Source organism: Pelagibacterium mangrovi (assembly GCF_036662815.1).
Lineage (GTDB): Bacteria > Pseudomonadota > Alphaproteobacteria > Rhizobiales > Devosiaceae > Pelagibacterium > Pelagibacterium mangrovi.
This window is the reverse complement of the sequence record NZ_JBAFXA010000012.1, coordinates 44,763-59,323: the sequence shown is the minus strand read 5'-3', so window position 1 is coordinate 59,323 and position 14,561 is coordinate 44,763. Positions and strand designations below refer to the sequence as shown.

Here is a 14,561-nt window from a genome sequence, read left to right as displayed (position 1 = left end):
CCTTCTCCCCTTGAGGGAGAAGGTGCCCCGCAGGGGCGGATGAGGGGTGCGCTGAACTAGCAAGAACCACAACCGCCAGCGTTCCCCCCTAAACCACCACCCCCACCAACGCCCAAACCGCCAATCCCCCCAGCGCAATCATCATCGCCCGATCGAACAGCCCGATCGCCACCGCGATATCCTCGGCCACCAGTTCCCTCCGACCATCCCCCATCGTCGGCAGATCGACCGTCTCCCCGCCATACGCCCTCGGCCCGCCCAGCCCGAACCCCAGCGCCCCGGCCATCGCCGCCTCGGGCCACCCCGCATTGGGCGAAGCGTGCTCTGCCGCATCGCGTTTCGCCGCCGCCCAGGCCGCGTCCGAATCCGCGCCCGGCATCGACCGCGCCGCCAGAACGAACAGCCCCGCCGTCAGCCGCGCCGGCACCCAATTGACAAGATCGTCCAGTTTCGCCGCCGCCCACCCGAAGGCCTCGTGACGCTCGGTGCGATGCCCGATCATGGAATCGGCTGTATTGATCGCCTTATAGACCGCCGCCCCCGGCAGACCGAACAGCGCGAGATAGAAGAGCGGCGCGATCACCCCGTCCGAGGCGTTTTCGGCCAGCGTCTCGATGGCGGCGCGCGACACGCCCGCCTCGTCGAGCTCGCTGGTGTCGCGCCCCACGATATGGCTCACCGCACGCCGCGCCCCCGCAATTCCCTCATCGCGCAGCGCCCGCGCCACCGCGATCACTGCATCGCGAAGACCCTTCTGGGCAATGAGCGAAGACGCCAGCACCACCTCGACCGCCCAGCCGAACGGCACGGCCCGCAGCAGCGCCTGTATCCCCAGCGCCGCGATCAGCACGGACAGCACCACGATCACGATCGAGAGCACACCCAGCGCCTGCCTGGCCTCGAAGGATTTCTTGGGATCGTTGCGGCGCTTGTCCTCGGCCTCGATCAGCCCGCCGATCCAGATCACCGGATGGCCGATCCTGTCCACCAGCCAATGGGGGTAGCCCACCAGCCGCTCGAGCACCGCCGCCAGAAGCGCGATCACAGCCTTGGCTCCCGCGCCAGCCCCAGCACCGCATCGAGATCGACATGGCGTTCGAGGTGGTCGGCCAGCGCGTCGAGTGCCGCATCCACCCCCGCGTCGAAATCGAGGAGCGGATCGGTGGCAATCCCCAGCCGCGCGAGAAAATCGCGCCGGAACCCGTCGGCGGCGAACAGCCCGTGCAGATAGGTGCCCATGACCCGCCCGCTGGCCGAACGCGCGCCCTCGGGCACGCCATCGACCCGCGAAAAGGGCCGCGCCCTGTCCCCGCCCTCGGTCACCCCCATATGCATGTGATATCCGCTCAGCCCCAGCCCCGAGACGGCATCGACGGCGTTTTCCAGCCTGAGTTGTTTCTGTCCCTCCAACCGCGTCGCAACATCGAGCAGACCCAACCCCGCCGTTTCCCCAGCCGCGCCCTCGATCCCCTCGGGGTCGGCGACCGAACGCCCCAGCATCTGATACCCCCCGCAGATCCCCAACACATGTCCCCCGCTCCGGACATGGGCGAAGAGATCGATATCCCAGCCCTGCGCACGGAAAAAATCGAGATCGGCACGCGTCGCCTTGGACCCCGGCAGGATCACCAGCCTCGCCTCGCGCGGCAGCGGTTCGCCGGGCTGGACGATCACCAACTTTATCCCCGGTTCGGCGCGCAGCGGATCGAGATCGTCGAAATTGGCGATCCTTCCCAGCCTCGGCACCGCGATCACCGTCTCCCCCTCGCCCTCGGACACGTTCTCGAGCGCCAGCACGTCCTCGGCCGGCAGTTTCCCCGCCCCCTCGAAATGGGGCACCACCCCCAGGCATGGCCGGCCCGTCCGCTCTTCGATAATCGCCCGCCCGGCATCGAACAGGCTTGGATCGCCATGAAACTTGTTGATCAGCGTCCCCGCGATCATCCCGGCATCCTCGGGCGCGACCACCGCGAAGGTTCCCACGATCGAGGCGATCACCCCGCCCCGGTGGATATCGCCCACCAGCACCACAGGCACGCCCGCGCCTTGGGCAAATCCGAAATTGGCGATATCGCCGGCCCGCAGATTGACTTCCGAGGCGCTTCCCGCCCCCTCGACGATCACCAGATCATTGTCCCGCGCCAGTTCCCCGAACGCAGTCAGCACGTCGGGCATCAATTCGCCCCGCCGCGCGAAATAGTCCCGCGCGCTCATCGAGCCCGTCCGCTTTCCCCGCACCACGACCTGCGAGCCCGTCTCGCGCTCGGGCTTGAGCAGCACCGGGTTCATCGCCGTGGTCGGAGCCTTGCGCGCCGCCCGCGCCTGCAACGCCTGGGCCCGCCCGATCTCGCCCCCATCATCGGTCACCGCCGCGTTGTTGGACATGTTCTGGGGCTTGAACGGGGCGACCGAGAGCCCGCGATTGGCGAAGGCCCGGCACAGCCCGGCGACGATCAGCGACTTGCCCACGTCCGAGCCCGTCCCCATGATCATCAGCGCCCGCGCCGTCACGGCCGCGCCCCCTCGATCACATGGGCATAAGAGCCCATTACATTGCCCACCCGCGCACCCATCGGCGCCAGCGTCTCGCCCAGCGCATCGGTCGCGAAAAACAGCGGCGGCAGGTCGAAGGGCTCAGGGCTCGAATAATGGAACTCATGCCCCATCAGCTCCTCCGGCCAGGGCAGCGGCGAAGCATGGGTCAGCCGCCGATAGCCCAGCACCCGGCGCGGCCTGTCGATGCGGGTCGCAACCGGCAGCAGTCCCGCCATGGCGTGCGCCACCCCGTCCCTGTCGGTCAGCATCTCCCCCAGCACCATGAAGCCGCCGCACTCGCCATAGATCAGCGCACCCCGCTCGCGCGCCGCCATCAGCCCCGCCTTGAACCGCCCCGCCGCAGCAAGCGCTCCGGCATGAAGTTCGGGATACCCGCCAGGCAGAAACACCGCATCAGCATCGGCGTCAGGCGCCTCGTCGGCCAGCGGCGAGAAAAACGAAAGGCTCGCTCCAACAGCATGCCAATGGCCGAGCAGGTGCGGATAGAGAAAAGCGAACGCCGCGTCATGAGCGATAGCGATTTTCTGACCCAGCGGGGGGAGAGCAGGGACGATCGACGCGCGATCGACAGGCTCCGCCATCGCCGAAAGCAGGCGAAAGTCGATATGGGTTTCCAACACCGCCGACATGCGCGCAATATGGTCTTCAACACCATCAACCTCGACGGGTAAAACCAGCCCGAGATGACGCTCCGGCAAGGCCAGGTCGCCCCGCCTCGGAATGGCTCCCAGGCACGGAACACCGGTCTTTCCCAGCGCATCGCGCAGCATCTTTTCATGCCGATCCGAGGCCACCTTGTTGAGGATCACCCCGCAAACCCGCACGTCCTCCCGCCACCGCGCAAAGCCCGAAACCAGCGCCGCAACCGATTGCGCCTGCCGCTCGCAATCGACGACCAACACCACCGGAAGACCCAGCATTGCCGCCAGATCGCCCGTCGATCCCACGCCGTCGATGGCGCTGTCGAACAGCCCCATAACCCCTTCGATCAGCAGCATGTCATGGCCATCGGCATGGGCGCTCGCCCGTCCCCGCAGCGTTGCCGCGTCCATGGCCCAGGGGTCGAGATTGATCGCCGCCGATCCCGCCGCCAGCGCCAGAAACGCCGGGTCGATATAGTCCGGCCCGGTCTTGGCCGGCGCCACGCGATAGCCTGAATCGGCCAGCGCCCGCGCCAATCCCAGCGTCATCGCGGTCTTGCCCGACCCCGAGCGCGGGGCGGCGACGATCAACCCGCGCGGCTCAGCCAAAAGGGTTCTCCCGCTGGGTCCCGCGATACCAATCGAAGGCCTCGCGATAGCGCGACACCGGCCCCAGAACGACGATGGCGGGGGTGGGAATATCCTGCCGTTCGCCCAGCTCTCCGGCCTGCGCGAGCGTGGTTTCCACCACCGTCTGGGCCGGCAATGCGGCGTTGGAGACGATGGCGATCCGATCGGCCGGATCGCGCCCGGCCGCCATCAGCTTCTGGGCGATCGAGCCCAGATGCTTGACCGCCATGTACATGACGATCACCGGCGCCGCCGTCGCCACCGCCTGCCAATCGACGCCCTGCGGCACGCCGCCCTTTTCGTCATGGCCGGTGAGAAAGATCACGGCCTGATTGGTGTCGCGATGGGTGACGGGAATGCCCGCATAGGCGAGCCCGCCGATCCCGGCGGTGATGCCGGGGACGATGCGGAAGCCTATCCCCTCGCGCGCCAGCGTCTCGGCCTCTTCTCCGCCGCGCCCGAACATCATGGGGTCGCCGCCCTTCAATCGCAGCACCCGCTTGCCGGCCCGCGCCAATTCGACAAGCTTGAGCGTGATATCGGCCTGTTTCGGCGAAGGCTTGCCGCCCCGCTTGCCCGCATAGATCTTTTCGGCGCGTGGATTGGCCATCTCCAAAAGCTCGGCACCGACCAGCGCGTCGTAAACTATGGCGTCGGCCTCGCCCAGCGCGTGATAGCCCAATAGCGAGATCAATCCCGGCGCGCCGGGCCCGGCCCCCACCAGCCACACGGTTCCGCGCTCGAAGGGGGGAAAACGCACGCCATCGAGCCGGGCGAAATGCCCCTGCTGCTTGCTCTTGCGCCTAAACCAGCCTTTCATCGAAACCATACCTGCCGTCCGTTCGTCTTGGTGTATAGAGCGAGGCGATGACCATGGGCAACGACGCTTTGCAACTGCGCATATTGATCCTGGGGGGCACTGGCGAAGCGCGCGCGCTCGCCACCGCGCTCATCGCCGCCGGTCATGCCGTCACCTCATCGCTGGCCGGACGCACCAAGAGCCCGATTCTCCCCCCCGGCGATACCCGCATCGGCGGTTTCGGCGGCGCCACGGGACTGGCGGCCTATCTCACGGACCATGGGTTCGACCTTCTGATCGACGCCACGCATCCCTTTGCCGCCGATATTTCCACAAACGCCACCACCGCCGCCGCGTCGACCCACGTGCCGTTCCTGCGATATGAGCGCGTGCCCTGGCCCAAACCGGAAAGCGCTGTGTGGGTCGAATTACCCGACATGGCATTGGCCGCCAACGCGCTGCCCAGGGGCGCCCGCGTGTTCCTGACCGTGGGACGGCAGGAGCTGGCGCCCTTCCTCACGCGCCCCGATTGCCGCTTTCTCGCCCGCATGATCGAAATCCCGCCCGGCCTGCCCTCAGCCTGGGAGGTGCTTTCCGATCGCGGCCCATTCACTCTCGACAATGAAATGGCCCTGTTGCGCACTCACGCCATCACCCATCTGGTGAGCAAGAATTCAGGCGGTGCGCAGGTGGCCGCCAAGCTCGAAGCGGCGGCTAACCTCAAAATACCGGTCCTGATGATCGCCCGTCCGCCCCTCCCCCCGGCGCGGACCGTCGCGTCCGTCCCCGAGACACTCGACGCTATCGCGCTGATTTTCCGAAACGGCCGACATCGATTGGGGTAGCGGCCTTGCCCAGGGCGCAGGTGACGTTCCCCTCGACCTGCTTGGCAACCACCAGCGTCCCGGCCTTGAGCGCCACCGCCTCGCACACCCCGGCCAGCCCGGTCGCCTTTTCGACAGTGGCGGAAGGAGTTTCCAGCCGCTTTTTCTCCTTGTCGATCTCGCGCCGGGTAAAGACCCGCAGCGGCACGCCGAAATGATCGGCGGCCTCGAGCAGAGCCGCGGTTCCGGCATGGCTATCGATGGTCGCCAGCGCCGCCACGGCGGCCGGTGCGATGTCGGCGTTTTCAAGCGTCTTTTCCACCAACGCGATCACCTCCCCGGCCACCGCCTTGCTCGTGCAGCCAAGCCCCACCACCACGGTCCGGGGATGAACCAGCAGCCCCGGACCGGGCCCGGGGCTTTCGGTCAACCGCAGCAACTGGCTCCCATCGCCGGAAACCGGATAGCCCGCCAGTTCCAGCCAGCCCGACAGCCCTTCGACCTTGAGCTTTTCGCCCTTGAGCAGCGCCGCCATCAGCGGCCGCACCGCCTTGGGGTCGGCCACCACATAGCCGGGCGGCGGGTCGTCGAGGGAAAATTCATAAAGCGTATCGGACAGTGAGGTTACTGCGGCAAACCCCCGGAACCCGTCGGCGATCCAGCGCGCCAGAGCGTTGGCGCCGCGATGGCTGCCCAGCAGCGGCACCGCCACTTTCCCGTCCGCCGAAACCGCCAGCACCGGCGGCTCGGCAACTTTGTCGCCCAGATCGGTCCCCAGCAACCGGATCAACACGCCCGCCGCGCATACCCCCACGATCGGGGCTCCCTGCCCATAGGCCCTCGTCACCAGCGGCGCCGCGTCCTCGCGCCCCGGCCCGCACATATGCACGGGCGCGCCCAACAGTTGCGCCACATGTCGGGCGATTTCGTCGCCGCGCGGGGAGATGGAAAATACGAGCGGGGTCTTCAACGCTGGAACTTAAGTTGAGTGAGGCAGTCGATTTTGTCGCCTAGCACATTTTTTTGCCCAGGCACAATGCGGCGCGCGCTTGCCGGTCACCCCACCCGCGCCACCGAATCGCGCGGCACCAGATGCACGGGCAATTCGACGATCGGCAGGTCGGCGCGCTGGCGCCCCTCGATGATGTCGAGCAAGAGGTTCATGGCGTGGCGGCCCATCTCCTCCTTGGGCTGGTGCACCGTGGTCAGTCCCGGCACATAGGTATCGGCCAGGACGATATCGTCGAACCCGATGACCGAAAGGTCGCCCGGCACCGAAACGCCGTAGCGGTCGAGCTGGGAGATGAACCCCATCGCCGCTTCGTCATTGGCGCAAAAGATCGCCGTGGGCCGCTCCTTGAGCGAGAGGAAGCTCTGCGCCGCCGCCCGTCCGCCGATGGCGTTGAACCCGCCCTCGAAAAACCAGATGTCGTTGATCGCCAGCCCCGCCTCATTGAGCGCCCGGCGCAGCCCGTTGGCGCGGGCGCGGCGCACCGGCGTGCGATGGGGCCCATAGGCATGACCGATCCGCGTATGGCCCATCTCGATCAGATGCCGCCCGGCGATATAGCCGGCCCGCTCGTTGTCGATCAGGATATGAGGCACCAGCATCCCGCCGCGCTCCTCGCCCATGGCCACGATCGGCGGTGTGCCGGCATAGAGCTTTTTGAGCAGCGCGAGATCGTGGTCGGCGATCTCATGGCCCGAAAGGATGATCACTCCATCGACCTTGGCCGTCCTGAGATTTGAGAGGATCAATTCCTGGGTGCCGCCGGGGCTGGGATTGGTGATGGTGATCGAATAGCTCGATGCCTCGGCCCGGCGCTGGATGCCTCGAAAGATTTCGGAATAATAGATGTTGCCGATATCGTTGGCGACGACCAGCACCGCGTTGGCGCGCTGCTTCTTGAAATTGCGCGCCGTTTCCGACTGCACGTAATGGAGCGCCTCGACTGCCTCAGTCACCTTCCGGCGGGTCTTTTCGGTCACCGTTTCGGGCGCGTTCAGTGCCCGCGACACCGTCGCTGTCGAGACGCCGGCATGCCGCGCCACGTCGCCGATCGATGGTCTTTTCACGTCCCCTCCCTACCCCGGGGCGATTCCCTTTGAACGCTTCTGTTTACGCCACTTGCCGGCAAAGCGGAACCGCACCGCAATCGAAGGCTTGCGAAAGACACAATCGAGCGGCAATCATCGCCTGATGTTGAGCCGATTTGTCGCCGCAATCTTGGTTTTATCCAGCGTTTCCGGGCCTTTGCAGGCCGCGGACTGGTCGCGCTACGTCAATCCGCGATTCGGGATGGCCGTCGATATCCCTGCCGGTTTCCATGCCGAAAGCGCCGCCCCCGTCGATGGCGATGGCAAGCGTTTCCGGGCGCAAAACGGTCGTGCCACCATCACAGCATGGGGCGCACCGGCGCGCGAGCCCGATTTCATGGCCGAAACCGGTGCACGCATCCGGGCCGACGAAGCCGAGGGCTGGGCCATCACCTATCGCTCGGAAACCCCCGATTGGGCCGCCTGGGGCGGCACGCGGGGCGGGCATATCTTCTACGCCAAGGCGATCCTGGTCTGCGGCGGCAGCCAGACCGCCAATGTCCGCCTCGACTACCCCGCCGCCGACGTCCCCAATTTCGATGCCATCGTCACCCGCCTCGGCCAAAGCCTGGGCCAGGACGGGGCGTGTTTCTAGGCTGAACCGGCATTGCCCTCGTGACGTCAAAAAATGCAGGTCGGGGCTTTCGCGGAGTCTGTTGCTGGACCCCGGGAATAAATCCCGGGGTGACAAGGGATGGGTGTGGGCCTGGCGGTTGTCCAAAAACTCAGACTGTCATTCCGGGACTTGATCCCGGAATCCAGAGCAGCATCAGCCAAGGCCGCCGACTGTCGATTGACCTAAAACTCAATCCCCGCCTGCGCCTTCACCCCTTGTTCCCGGAACGGATGCTTGATCAGCGTCATTTCCGTCACAAGGTCTGCGATCTCGATCAACTCGTCCTTGGCGTTGCGCCCGGTGACGATCACATGCTTGTCGGCGGGCCTGTTGGCAAGCGTCTCGATCACCTCCGCGATCGGCAGATAATCGTAGCGCAGGCAGATGTTGAGCTCATCGAGCAGCACCATCTGATAGTCCGGGTCGGCGATCAATTCCTTGGCCTTGTCCCAGGCTTGCCGTGCCGCCGCAAGGTCGCGCTGGCGGTCCTGGGTGTCCCAGGTGAACCCGTCCCCCATAGCGTTGATCGACACCTGATCGGGGAAGTGATCCAGGATATCGCGCTCGCCGGTGTGCCACTTGCCCTTGACGAACTGGACGATCCCCACCTTGAACCCGTGGGCGATGCCACGGAACACCATGCCGAAGGCGGCCGTCGATTTGCCCTTGCCCTTGCCGGTGTGGACGATCAGCAGACCTTTCTCGCCCTGATTGGCCGCCACGAGCTTGTCGCGCGCCACCTTCTTTTTCCGCATCTTTTCGGCGTGATAGGCGTCGCGTTCCGCCTCGGTCATGAAATCGGTTTTCTTGCTCATGGGTGCAAACCCTCCATATGCGCCACGATGCGTCCGGCGGCCGCTTCGGGGGAAAGACGGGTGACGTCGAGATCGAGCCGGTTGGCGTGGATAAAACCCAGCAGCGGTTCGGACCGCCGGCGGCGCATGGCCGTTTCCCGGTCGGTCTCCTTGAGGTTTTCGGCCCGGCCCGGCGCGGTCAGCCGGGCCATGTTTTCCTCGACCGCGCAATCGAGCACCACTGGCACGAATACCGATCCGCGGCGGCTGGCCGTCAATTCCACTTGCGCCAGAAGCGCCCTGTCGTCGGGCGCCTCGAGCATCACATTGGTGAGGATGAAGCTCTGGCCCGGATCGGCATGCCAGGCGATGATCCTGAGCGCCGCATCGCGGATTTGGCGGATTTCCTCCCAGACCCGCTCGCTCACGTCATTGGGGTCGGGCAAAAGCGAAAGGGCGACATTATTGACCAGGTGATTGTCGACCAGCCGCGCCCCGGTCATTGTGGCCAATGCCCTGGCGATGGTCAGCTTGCCCACCCCCGGATAGCCGATCAGATAGATGATGGCGCTCATATCTGCGGCCCCCTGTCGAGATAGGCCGAAGCCGAATTGGAGCGCGGTGTCCAGAACCCGCGCTCGCGCGCCTCGGCGAAGCGGGCCAGCAATTCCTCAAAGCCGAACCGGTTGGCCGCCTCGAGGAACTCCCGTGTCGCGTCGTCCTCGACAAAGGCGGCAAAAGCCAGATCGAAATGATGCGATTTGACCGCTCCCGTGGTCGCGGCAAAGCCGAACATGAAATCGACGGTCGCCACGATCTCAAATGCCCCGCGATAGCCATGGCGCATCATGGCCTCGATCCATTTGGGGTTGACCACCCGCGCCCGCATCACCCGCGCCACCTCTTCCTCCAGCGTGCGCACCTTGGGCGTTTCCGGCCGCGAGGTATCGAGATGATAAGCCGCCGGTCGCGTCCCCGACAGCGTTTCGACGGCGGCCGAAAGCCCGCCCTCGAACTGATAATACTGGTCGGAATCGAGCAGGTCGTGCTCGGTGTTGTCCTGGGTTTGCACCACCGCCTCGGCAGTCCGGAGTCGGTCGGAAAACAGTCCCTTTTCCGCGATCCCCTCCACATGAGCTCCATACGCATATTGCCCCGAGACCAGCACCGCCTCGGCCAGTTCCGCCCGCTCCCGCCATCCGCCGCTCTCGACCAGCTTGCCGACCCCGGCGCCATACGCTCCCGGCGCCGCGCCGAAAATCCGGTGCCCGGCCCGCAGCGCTGCCTCGGCCTCGCTTGCTCCTTCGCCCATCATGGCCAGCGCATCGCTCCGCATGCGTTGGGCTATTGGGTTGTCCTCGACCGGCTCGTCCAGCGCCCCGATGGCCCGCACCGCCTTGTCGAACAGGGCGATCTGGGCCGGGAAGGCGTCGCGGAACAATCCGGAGATGCGCAAGGTCACATCGACGCGCGGCCGCCCGAGCTTGGCCAGCGGGATGATCTCATAGCCCGAAATGGTCAGCGATGCCCCCTGCCACACCGGCCGCGCGCCGATCAGCGCCAGCGCCTGGGCGATGTCGTCGCCCCCGGTGCGCATATTGGCGGTGCCCCAGACGCTCATGGCGATGGCTTGCGGATAGGCGCCGTGATCCTGGAAATGGCGCTTCAAAAGATTATCCGCCGCCTTCTGCCCGAGGGCCCAGGCGGTCTGGGTGGGGATGGCGCGGTTGTCGACGGAATAGAAATTGCGCCCGGTCGGCAGCGTATCGATCCGCCCCCGCGTCGGCGCTCCCGAGGGCCCCGGCGCCACGAATTTCCCGTCCAGCCCGTCGAGCAGCGCCTTGATTTCACTTGGCCCCGAGGCAGCGACGCGCGGCCGGATCACCGTCTCGATCGTGTCGAGCACCGCCCGCGTCGCCGCCCAATCGGGCTGGGGAGCCCGCCCAGTCACCAGTTCCGCCGCCAGCGCTTCGAGCCGTTCGATGGTATCGCCACCGTTGCGCCACACTCCGCCTCGATCCAGCGCATCGGGTTTCGGTCCGGTCCACGCCGCTGCCATATCGAGATCGAGCGGGTCGGCGCCCAGTTTCAAATCGTCGGCCAGCGCGCGGATCAGCGAGGCATCGCCGCCCTTGCCCTCCCCGCGCGACACGCGGGCGAAGGCCACCAGCAGATCGCGCTCGAAATCGCCTTTGGGCGACTGCCCGAAGACGTGCAGGCCGTCGCGGATCTGGGATTCCTTGAGTTCACACAGGAAATTGTCGATCTGGTTGAGCGCCGCCGTCTCGTCCTCGGGCAGCGCCACATCCAGATCGAGCCGCGCATCGCGGGAAAAATCGAGAATGCGGCGCTTGAGCCCATCGAGCCGGCGCTGATCCATCCCCATCGCCGCATAATATTCATCGAGCAGCGCTTCGAGGTCTTTCAGCGGTCCATAGGTTTCCGCCCTGGTCAGCGGCGGCACCAGATGGTCGATGATCGTCGCGCCCGTACGCCGCTTGGCCTGCGTGCCCTCGCCCGGATCGTTGACGATGAAGGGATAAAGATGGGGCACCTGTCCCCAGAGCACCGAAGGATAGCTTTCCGAATCGAGCGCCGTCGCCTTGCCCGGCAGCCATTCGAGATTGCCGTGCTTGCCATTGTGGATCAGCGCGTCCATCCCGAATTCGTGCCTGAGCCACAGATAGGCGGCGATATAGGCGTGCGGCGGCACCAGGTTGGGATCGTGGAAGCTCTCCTCCTCCGCCACATCATAGGCCCGCGCCGGCTGCAGCAGCACCGCCACATTGCCGAAGATCTTGACCGGCAGATGGAACGCCCCCCCGCGCACGAACGGATCATCCTCCGGCGCCCCCCACCGGGCCGGTACGTCCTCGACGATGCAGGGATGGAGTGCGGCGAAGAATTGCCTGTAGCGCTCGAGCGGCATCACCGCATCGGAGGCGCCATGCTGGGGTCGCGCATTGGTCGGCCCGGTCTGGAGGTATTCGATGAGCGCGGTGCCTGAGGCGAGCGGATCGCCCCCCCCCACCTCAGCGCCCCTTCTCCCCTGGTGGGAGTAGGTGGATCGCCCGAAGGGTGAGACGGATGAGGGGTGCGCTGAGCCCGCCCCAAGCGCCCCCGCCGGAGCATCGATCCAATACCCGGCCGCCGCCATCACCCGCAAAATCTCGACGCTCGATTGCGGCGCGTCATACCCCACGCCATTGGCCAGCCGCCCATCGCGCAGCGGATAATTGGCGAGCACCATCCCCACCTTGCGCTCCCCAGCGGACTTCCCTCGCAACCGCGCATAACCCGCCGCCAACTCCACCGCCCGGACCACCCCCTCCGGCTCGGGCGCAAACGAAGTCAGCGGACATTGCGTCCTCTCATGCCACACAGCCTCCGCCTTGTGCCCCACGATCAACGCCCCGATCCGCCCGTCGATCTCGGGCAGTACCACCTGCATGGCGAGGTCCTTGCCCGTCAGCCCGCGCGGATCGGCCTCCCACATCACCGGCGGCCGCGAGCCCTGCACCAGCTGGATCACCGGAGCATCGGTCAGCGCGAAGGGATTTTTCCCGTCTTCGAGCTCCCCCACTCCCAGCGCGAACCCCGTCAGATTGAAAATCGCCGCCGGCTGCAACGCCCCCAGCGCCTCGCGCACGAACCCGGCGCAATCGCGCGATTTGAGCGACGAGATGACTATGGGAACCGGAACGAGGCCCTTGCGCTCCAACCCCGCGATCAACGCCTCCACCGTCGCCGTCCCTGCGCCTTCGAGCACGGCGCGGTAAAAGAGGATGGGGACACAATCGGACGATTGCGCCCGCGCCCGATGCTGCGCCTCCTCCGCAGCCCCAGAGTCTGCGTGGACCTCACCCTTCTCCCCTTGCGGGAGAAGGTCCCCCGAGGGGGCGGATGAGGGGGGCGCCACGGGATCGAACCCCCCGACAATGCCCTTCTCCCGATCCCAAAACCCGAACGCCGGAAACGTCGTGGGCTCCACCGGCACCGCCCCACCATCCGCCAGCGCCCGAAATGCCGCCAGAATCGCATCGGCATTGTCCACCCCGCCGGCCACAAACAGCCGATGCAGCGCATGCCAATCGGCCTCGGCCACCGTCGAGCGGGCCAGCAGCACAGGGTCAGCCACCGTATCGCCGGGCAAAAACGCCAGCGCGATGCCCTTTTGCCGCGCCAAAAGCTCGATCTCGTCGCACCCATAGGCCCAATAGCCCGCCCCGCCGATCAGCCGGATAACGATCAACCCGGCCTCGGCCAGCGTATTCTCGCACCAGAGATCCACGGAAAAATTGTGCGTCAGCCGCATTAGATTGGCCAGCCGCAGGCCCTCCTCCCCCGCCCGGTCGGCGGCGGCGGCGAGCATGGCCAGTTCGCTGTCGGCCGAGGAGGCGAATACGAACCGCCCCGGCGTCTGGGCGAGGTCGATGGCCTCGCCCTCCTGCTGGAGGGCTCCGGCTTGTGCGGCAAGAAGGTGCATGGCGCTTTACGCCGCCTCGGCGACCTTTTTCAAACGCGCTTCGATGGCGTCGCGGGCCAGCGGGCTTTCCCCGATCACCACGAGCCGCGTCACCTTCTCCTCGCCCTCGCGCCAATCCCTGTCGAAATAGGCATTGACCCGCGGCCCCACCGCCTGGATCGCCAGCCGGGCCCGCGCGCCGGGAATGGCGGCAAAGCCTTTCAGGCGCAGAACGTCATGGGTGGCGATGGTGTCGGCAATGGCGCTCAAAAGCTGATCGCGTCCCAGCCCCGACGGCAAGGTCACCGAAAAGGAATCGAAATCGTCGTGCTCATGGCCTTCTCCGCCAGGGTCCATCTCGTGATGACTTTCGCGCCCGGACAAATCGTCTTCCGAGCCGATGCCGAGCCCGAGCAGCGCCAGCGCATCCACATGCCCGTTGGCGGCGCGCACGATCGCCGTGCCCTTGCGCATATGCCCGCGCAGTTCGGCCTCCACGGCCTCGAGCGCGCGCTCGTCCACCAGATCGGTCTTGTTGAGCACGATCATGTCGGCGGCGACCAATTGATCCTCGAACAATTCGCCCAGGGGGGTATCGTGATCAAGCATCTCGTCGCTGCGCCGCTGCGCGTCCACCGCCGCTTCATTGGCCGCGAACCGCCCCTCGGCGAGCGCCGCCGCGTCGGCCACCGTCACGATGCCGTCGATGGTCACTTCCGCCTTGATCTCGGGCCAATTGAAGGCACGGATCAGCGGCTGGGGCAAAGCGAGGCCCGAAGTTTCGATGACGATATGGTCGGGCCGGTCGGGCCGGGCCAGGATGGCCTTCATGGTGGGGATGAAATCGTCGGCCACGGTGCAGCAGATGCAGCCATTGGCCAGTTCGATCATGTCCTCCTCGCGGCACGTCTCGTCGCCGCACCCGGCGAGCACGTCCTTGTCCACCCCGATGTCGCCGAATTCATTGATGATCAGCGCGATACGCTTGCCCTTGGCGTGGGCCAAAAGGTGACGCACCAGCGTGGTCTTTCCGGCGCCCAGGAACCCCGTGATAACGGTGGTCGGAATCTTGGTGTCAGTCATAATTTTTGCCTCGCAACGCGTCCACCCGACGCGGAAAATGAGTGATGCCCGAGGCT

The 14,561-nt window shown here is 66.2% G+C and carries 12 protein-coding genes; 2 read left to right on the top strand and 10 right to left on the bottom strand.

Annotated features, from left to right (window positions below; translation table 11 throughout):
• Positions 1–88: 88 nt before the first annotated feature.
• From cbiB to cobA, 4 genes are read right to left on the bottom strand one after another with little or no spacing between them, the layout of a single operon-like run.
• Positions 89–1,045, bottom strand: a complete 957-nt coding sequence (gene cbiB, locus V4T21_RS18315) for an adenosylcobinamide-phosphate synthase CbiB (RefSeq protein WP_332719611.1) — start codon at positions 1,043–1,045, stop codon at positions 89–91.
• Positions 1,042–2,493, bottom strand: coding sequence for a cobyric acid synthase (locus V4T21_RS18310; RefSeq protein WP_332719617.1), 1,452 nt, complete (start codon positions 2,491–2,493; stop codon positions 1,042–1,044). The genes cbiB and V4T21_RS18310 overlap by 4 nt, the downstream gene beginning before the upstream one ends.
• A 14-nt stretch (positions 2,494–2,507) precedes the next feature.
• Positions 2,508–3,806, bottom strand: a complete 1,299-nt coding sequence (locus tag V4T21_RS18305) for a cobyrinic acid a,c-diamide synthase CobB (RefSeq protein ID WP_332719609.1) — start codon at positions 3,804–3,806, stop codon at positions 2,508–2,510.
• Positions 3,799–4,647 (bottom strand): uroporphyrinogen-III C-methyltransferase, encoded by an 849-nt coding sequence (gene cobA / locus V4T21_RS18300; protein WP_332719615.1) that lies wholly within the window; start codon positions 4,645–4,647, stop codon positions 3,799–3,801. Before cobA ends, V4T21_RS18305 begins: the two co-directional genes overlap by 8 nt.
• Positions 4,648–4,694: 47 nt before the next feature.
• Between cobA and V4T21_RS18295 the strand changes: the two genes are divergently transcribed.
• The gene (locus V4T21_RS18295) at positions 4,695–5,471 is read left to right on the top strand and encodes a cobalt-precorrin-6A reductase (protein ID WP_332719606.1); all 777 of its coding nucleotides are present in this window, start codon (positions 4,695–4,697) and stop codon (positions 5,469–5,471) included.
• Here V4T21_RS18295 and V4T21_RS18290 read toward each other — a convergent pair.
• A complete protein-coding gene (locus V4T21_RS18290; protein ID WP_332719604.1) occupies positions 5,428–6,420 on the bottom strand; it encodes a cobalamin biosynthesis protein in 993 nt (330 codons plus the stop codon). The genes V4T21_RS18295 and V4T21_RS18290 overlap by 44 nt on opposite strands.
• An 86-nt stretch (positions 6,421–6,506) precedes the next feature.
• Positions 6,507–7,526: a LacI family DNA-binding transcriptional regulator gene (locus tag V4T21_RS18285; RefSeq protein ID WP_332719602.1), complete on the bottom strand. Its 1,020-nt coding sequence runs from the start codon at positions 7,524–7,526 to the stop codon at positions 6,507–6,509.
• 223 nt (positions 7,527–7,749) lie between these two features.
• Here V4T21_RS18285 and V4T21_RS18280 point away from each other — a divergent pair, with 223 nt between their 5' ends.
• Positions 7,750–8,142 carry a hypothetical protein gene (locus tag V4T21_RS18280; protein ID WP_332719600.1) on the top strand — a complete coding sequence of 131 codons (393 nt, stop codon included), beginning with the start codon at positions 7,750–7,752 and terminating at the stop codon, positions 8,140–8,142.
• A gap of 203 nt (positions 8,143–8,345) precedes the next feature.
• On the opposite strand, the gene cobO is transcribed toward V4T21_RS18280, so the two are convergent.
• The 4 genes from cobO to cobW are packed head-to-tail and all read right to left on the bottom strand — an operon-like array spanning position 8,346 to position 14,505.
• Complete coding sequence (gene cobO / locus V4T21_RS18275) at positions 8,346–8,978, bottom strand: cob(I)yrinic acid a,c-diamide adenosyltransferase (RefSeq protein ID WP_332719598.1); 633 nt, start codon at positions 8,976–8,978, stop codon at positions 8,346–8,348.
• Positions 8,975–9,532, bottom strand: coding sequence for a P-loop nucleotide/nucleoside kinase family protein (locus V4T21_RS18270; protein ID WP_332719597.1), 558 nt, complete (start codon positions 9,530–9,532; stop codon positions 8,975–8,977). The genes cobO and V4T21_RS18270 overlap by 4 nt, the downstream gene beginning before the upstream one ends.
• Positions 9,529–13,443, bottom strand: coding sequence for a cobaltochelatase subunit CobN (cobN, locus tag V4T21_RS18265; RefSeq protein ID WP_332719595.1), 3,915 nt, complete (start codon positions 13,441–13,443; stop codon positions 9,529–9,531). The genes V4T21_RS18270 and cobN overlap by 4 nt, the downstream gene beginning before the upstream one ends.
• 6 nt (positions 13,444–13,449) lie before the next feature.
• Positions 13,450–14,505, bottom strand: coding sequence for a cobalamin biosynthesis protein CobW (cobW, locus tag V4T21_RS18260; RefSeq protein ID WP_332719593.1), 1,056 nt, complete (start codon positions 14,503–14,505; stop codon positions 13,450–13,452).
• Between the last annotated feature and the right edge of the window lie 56 nt (positions 14,506–14,561).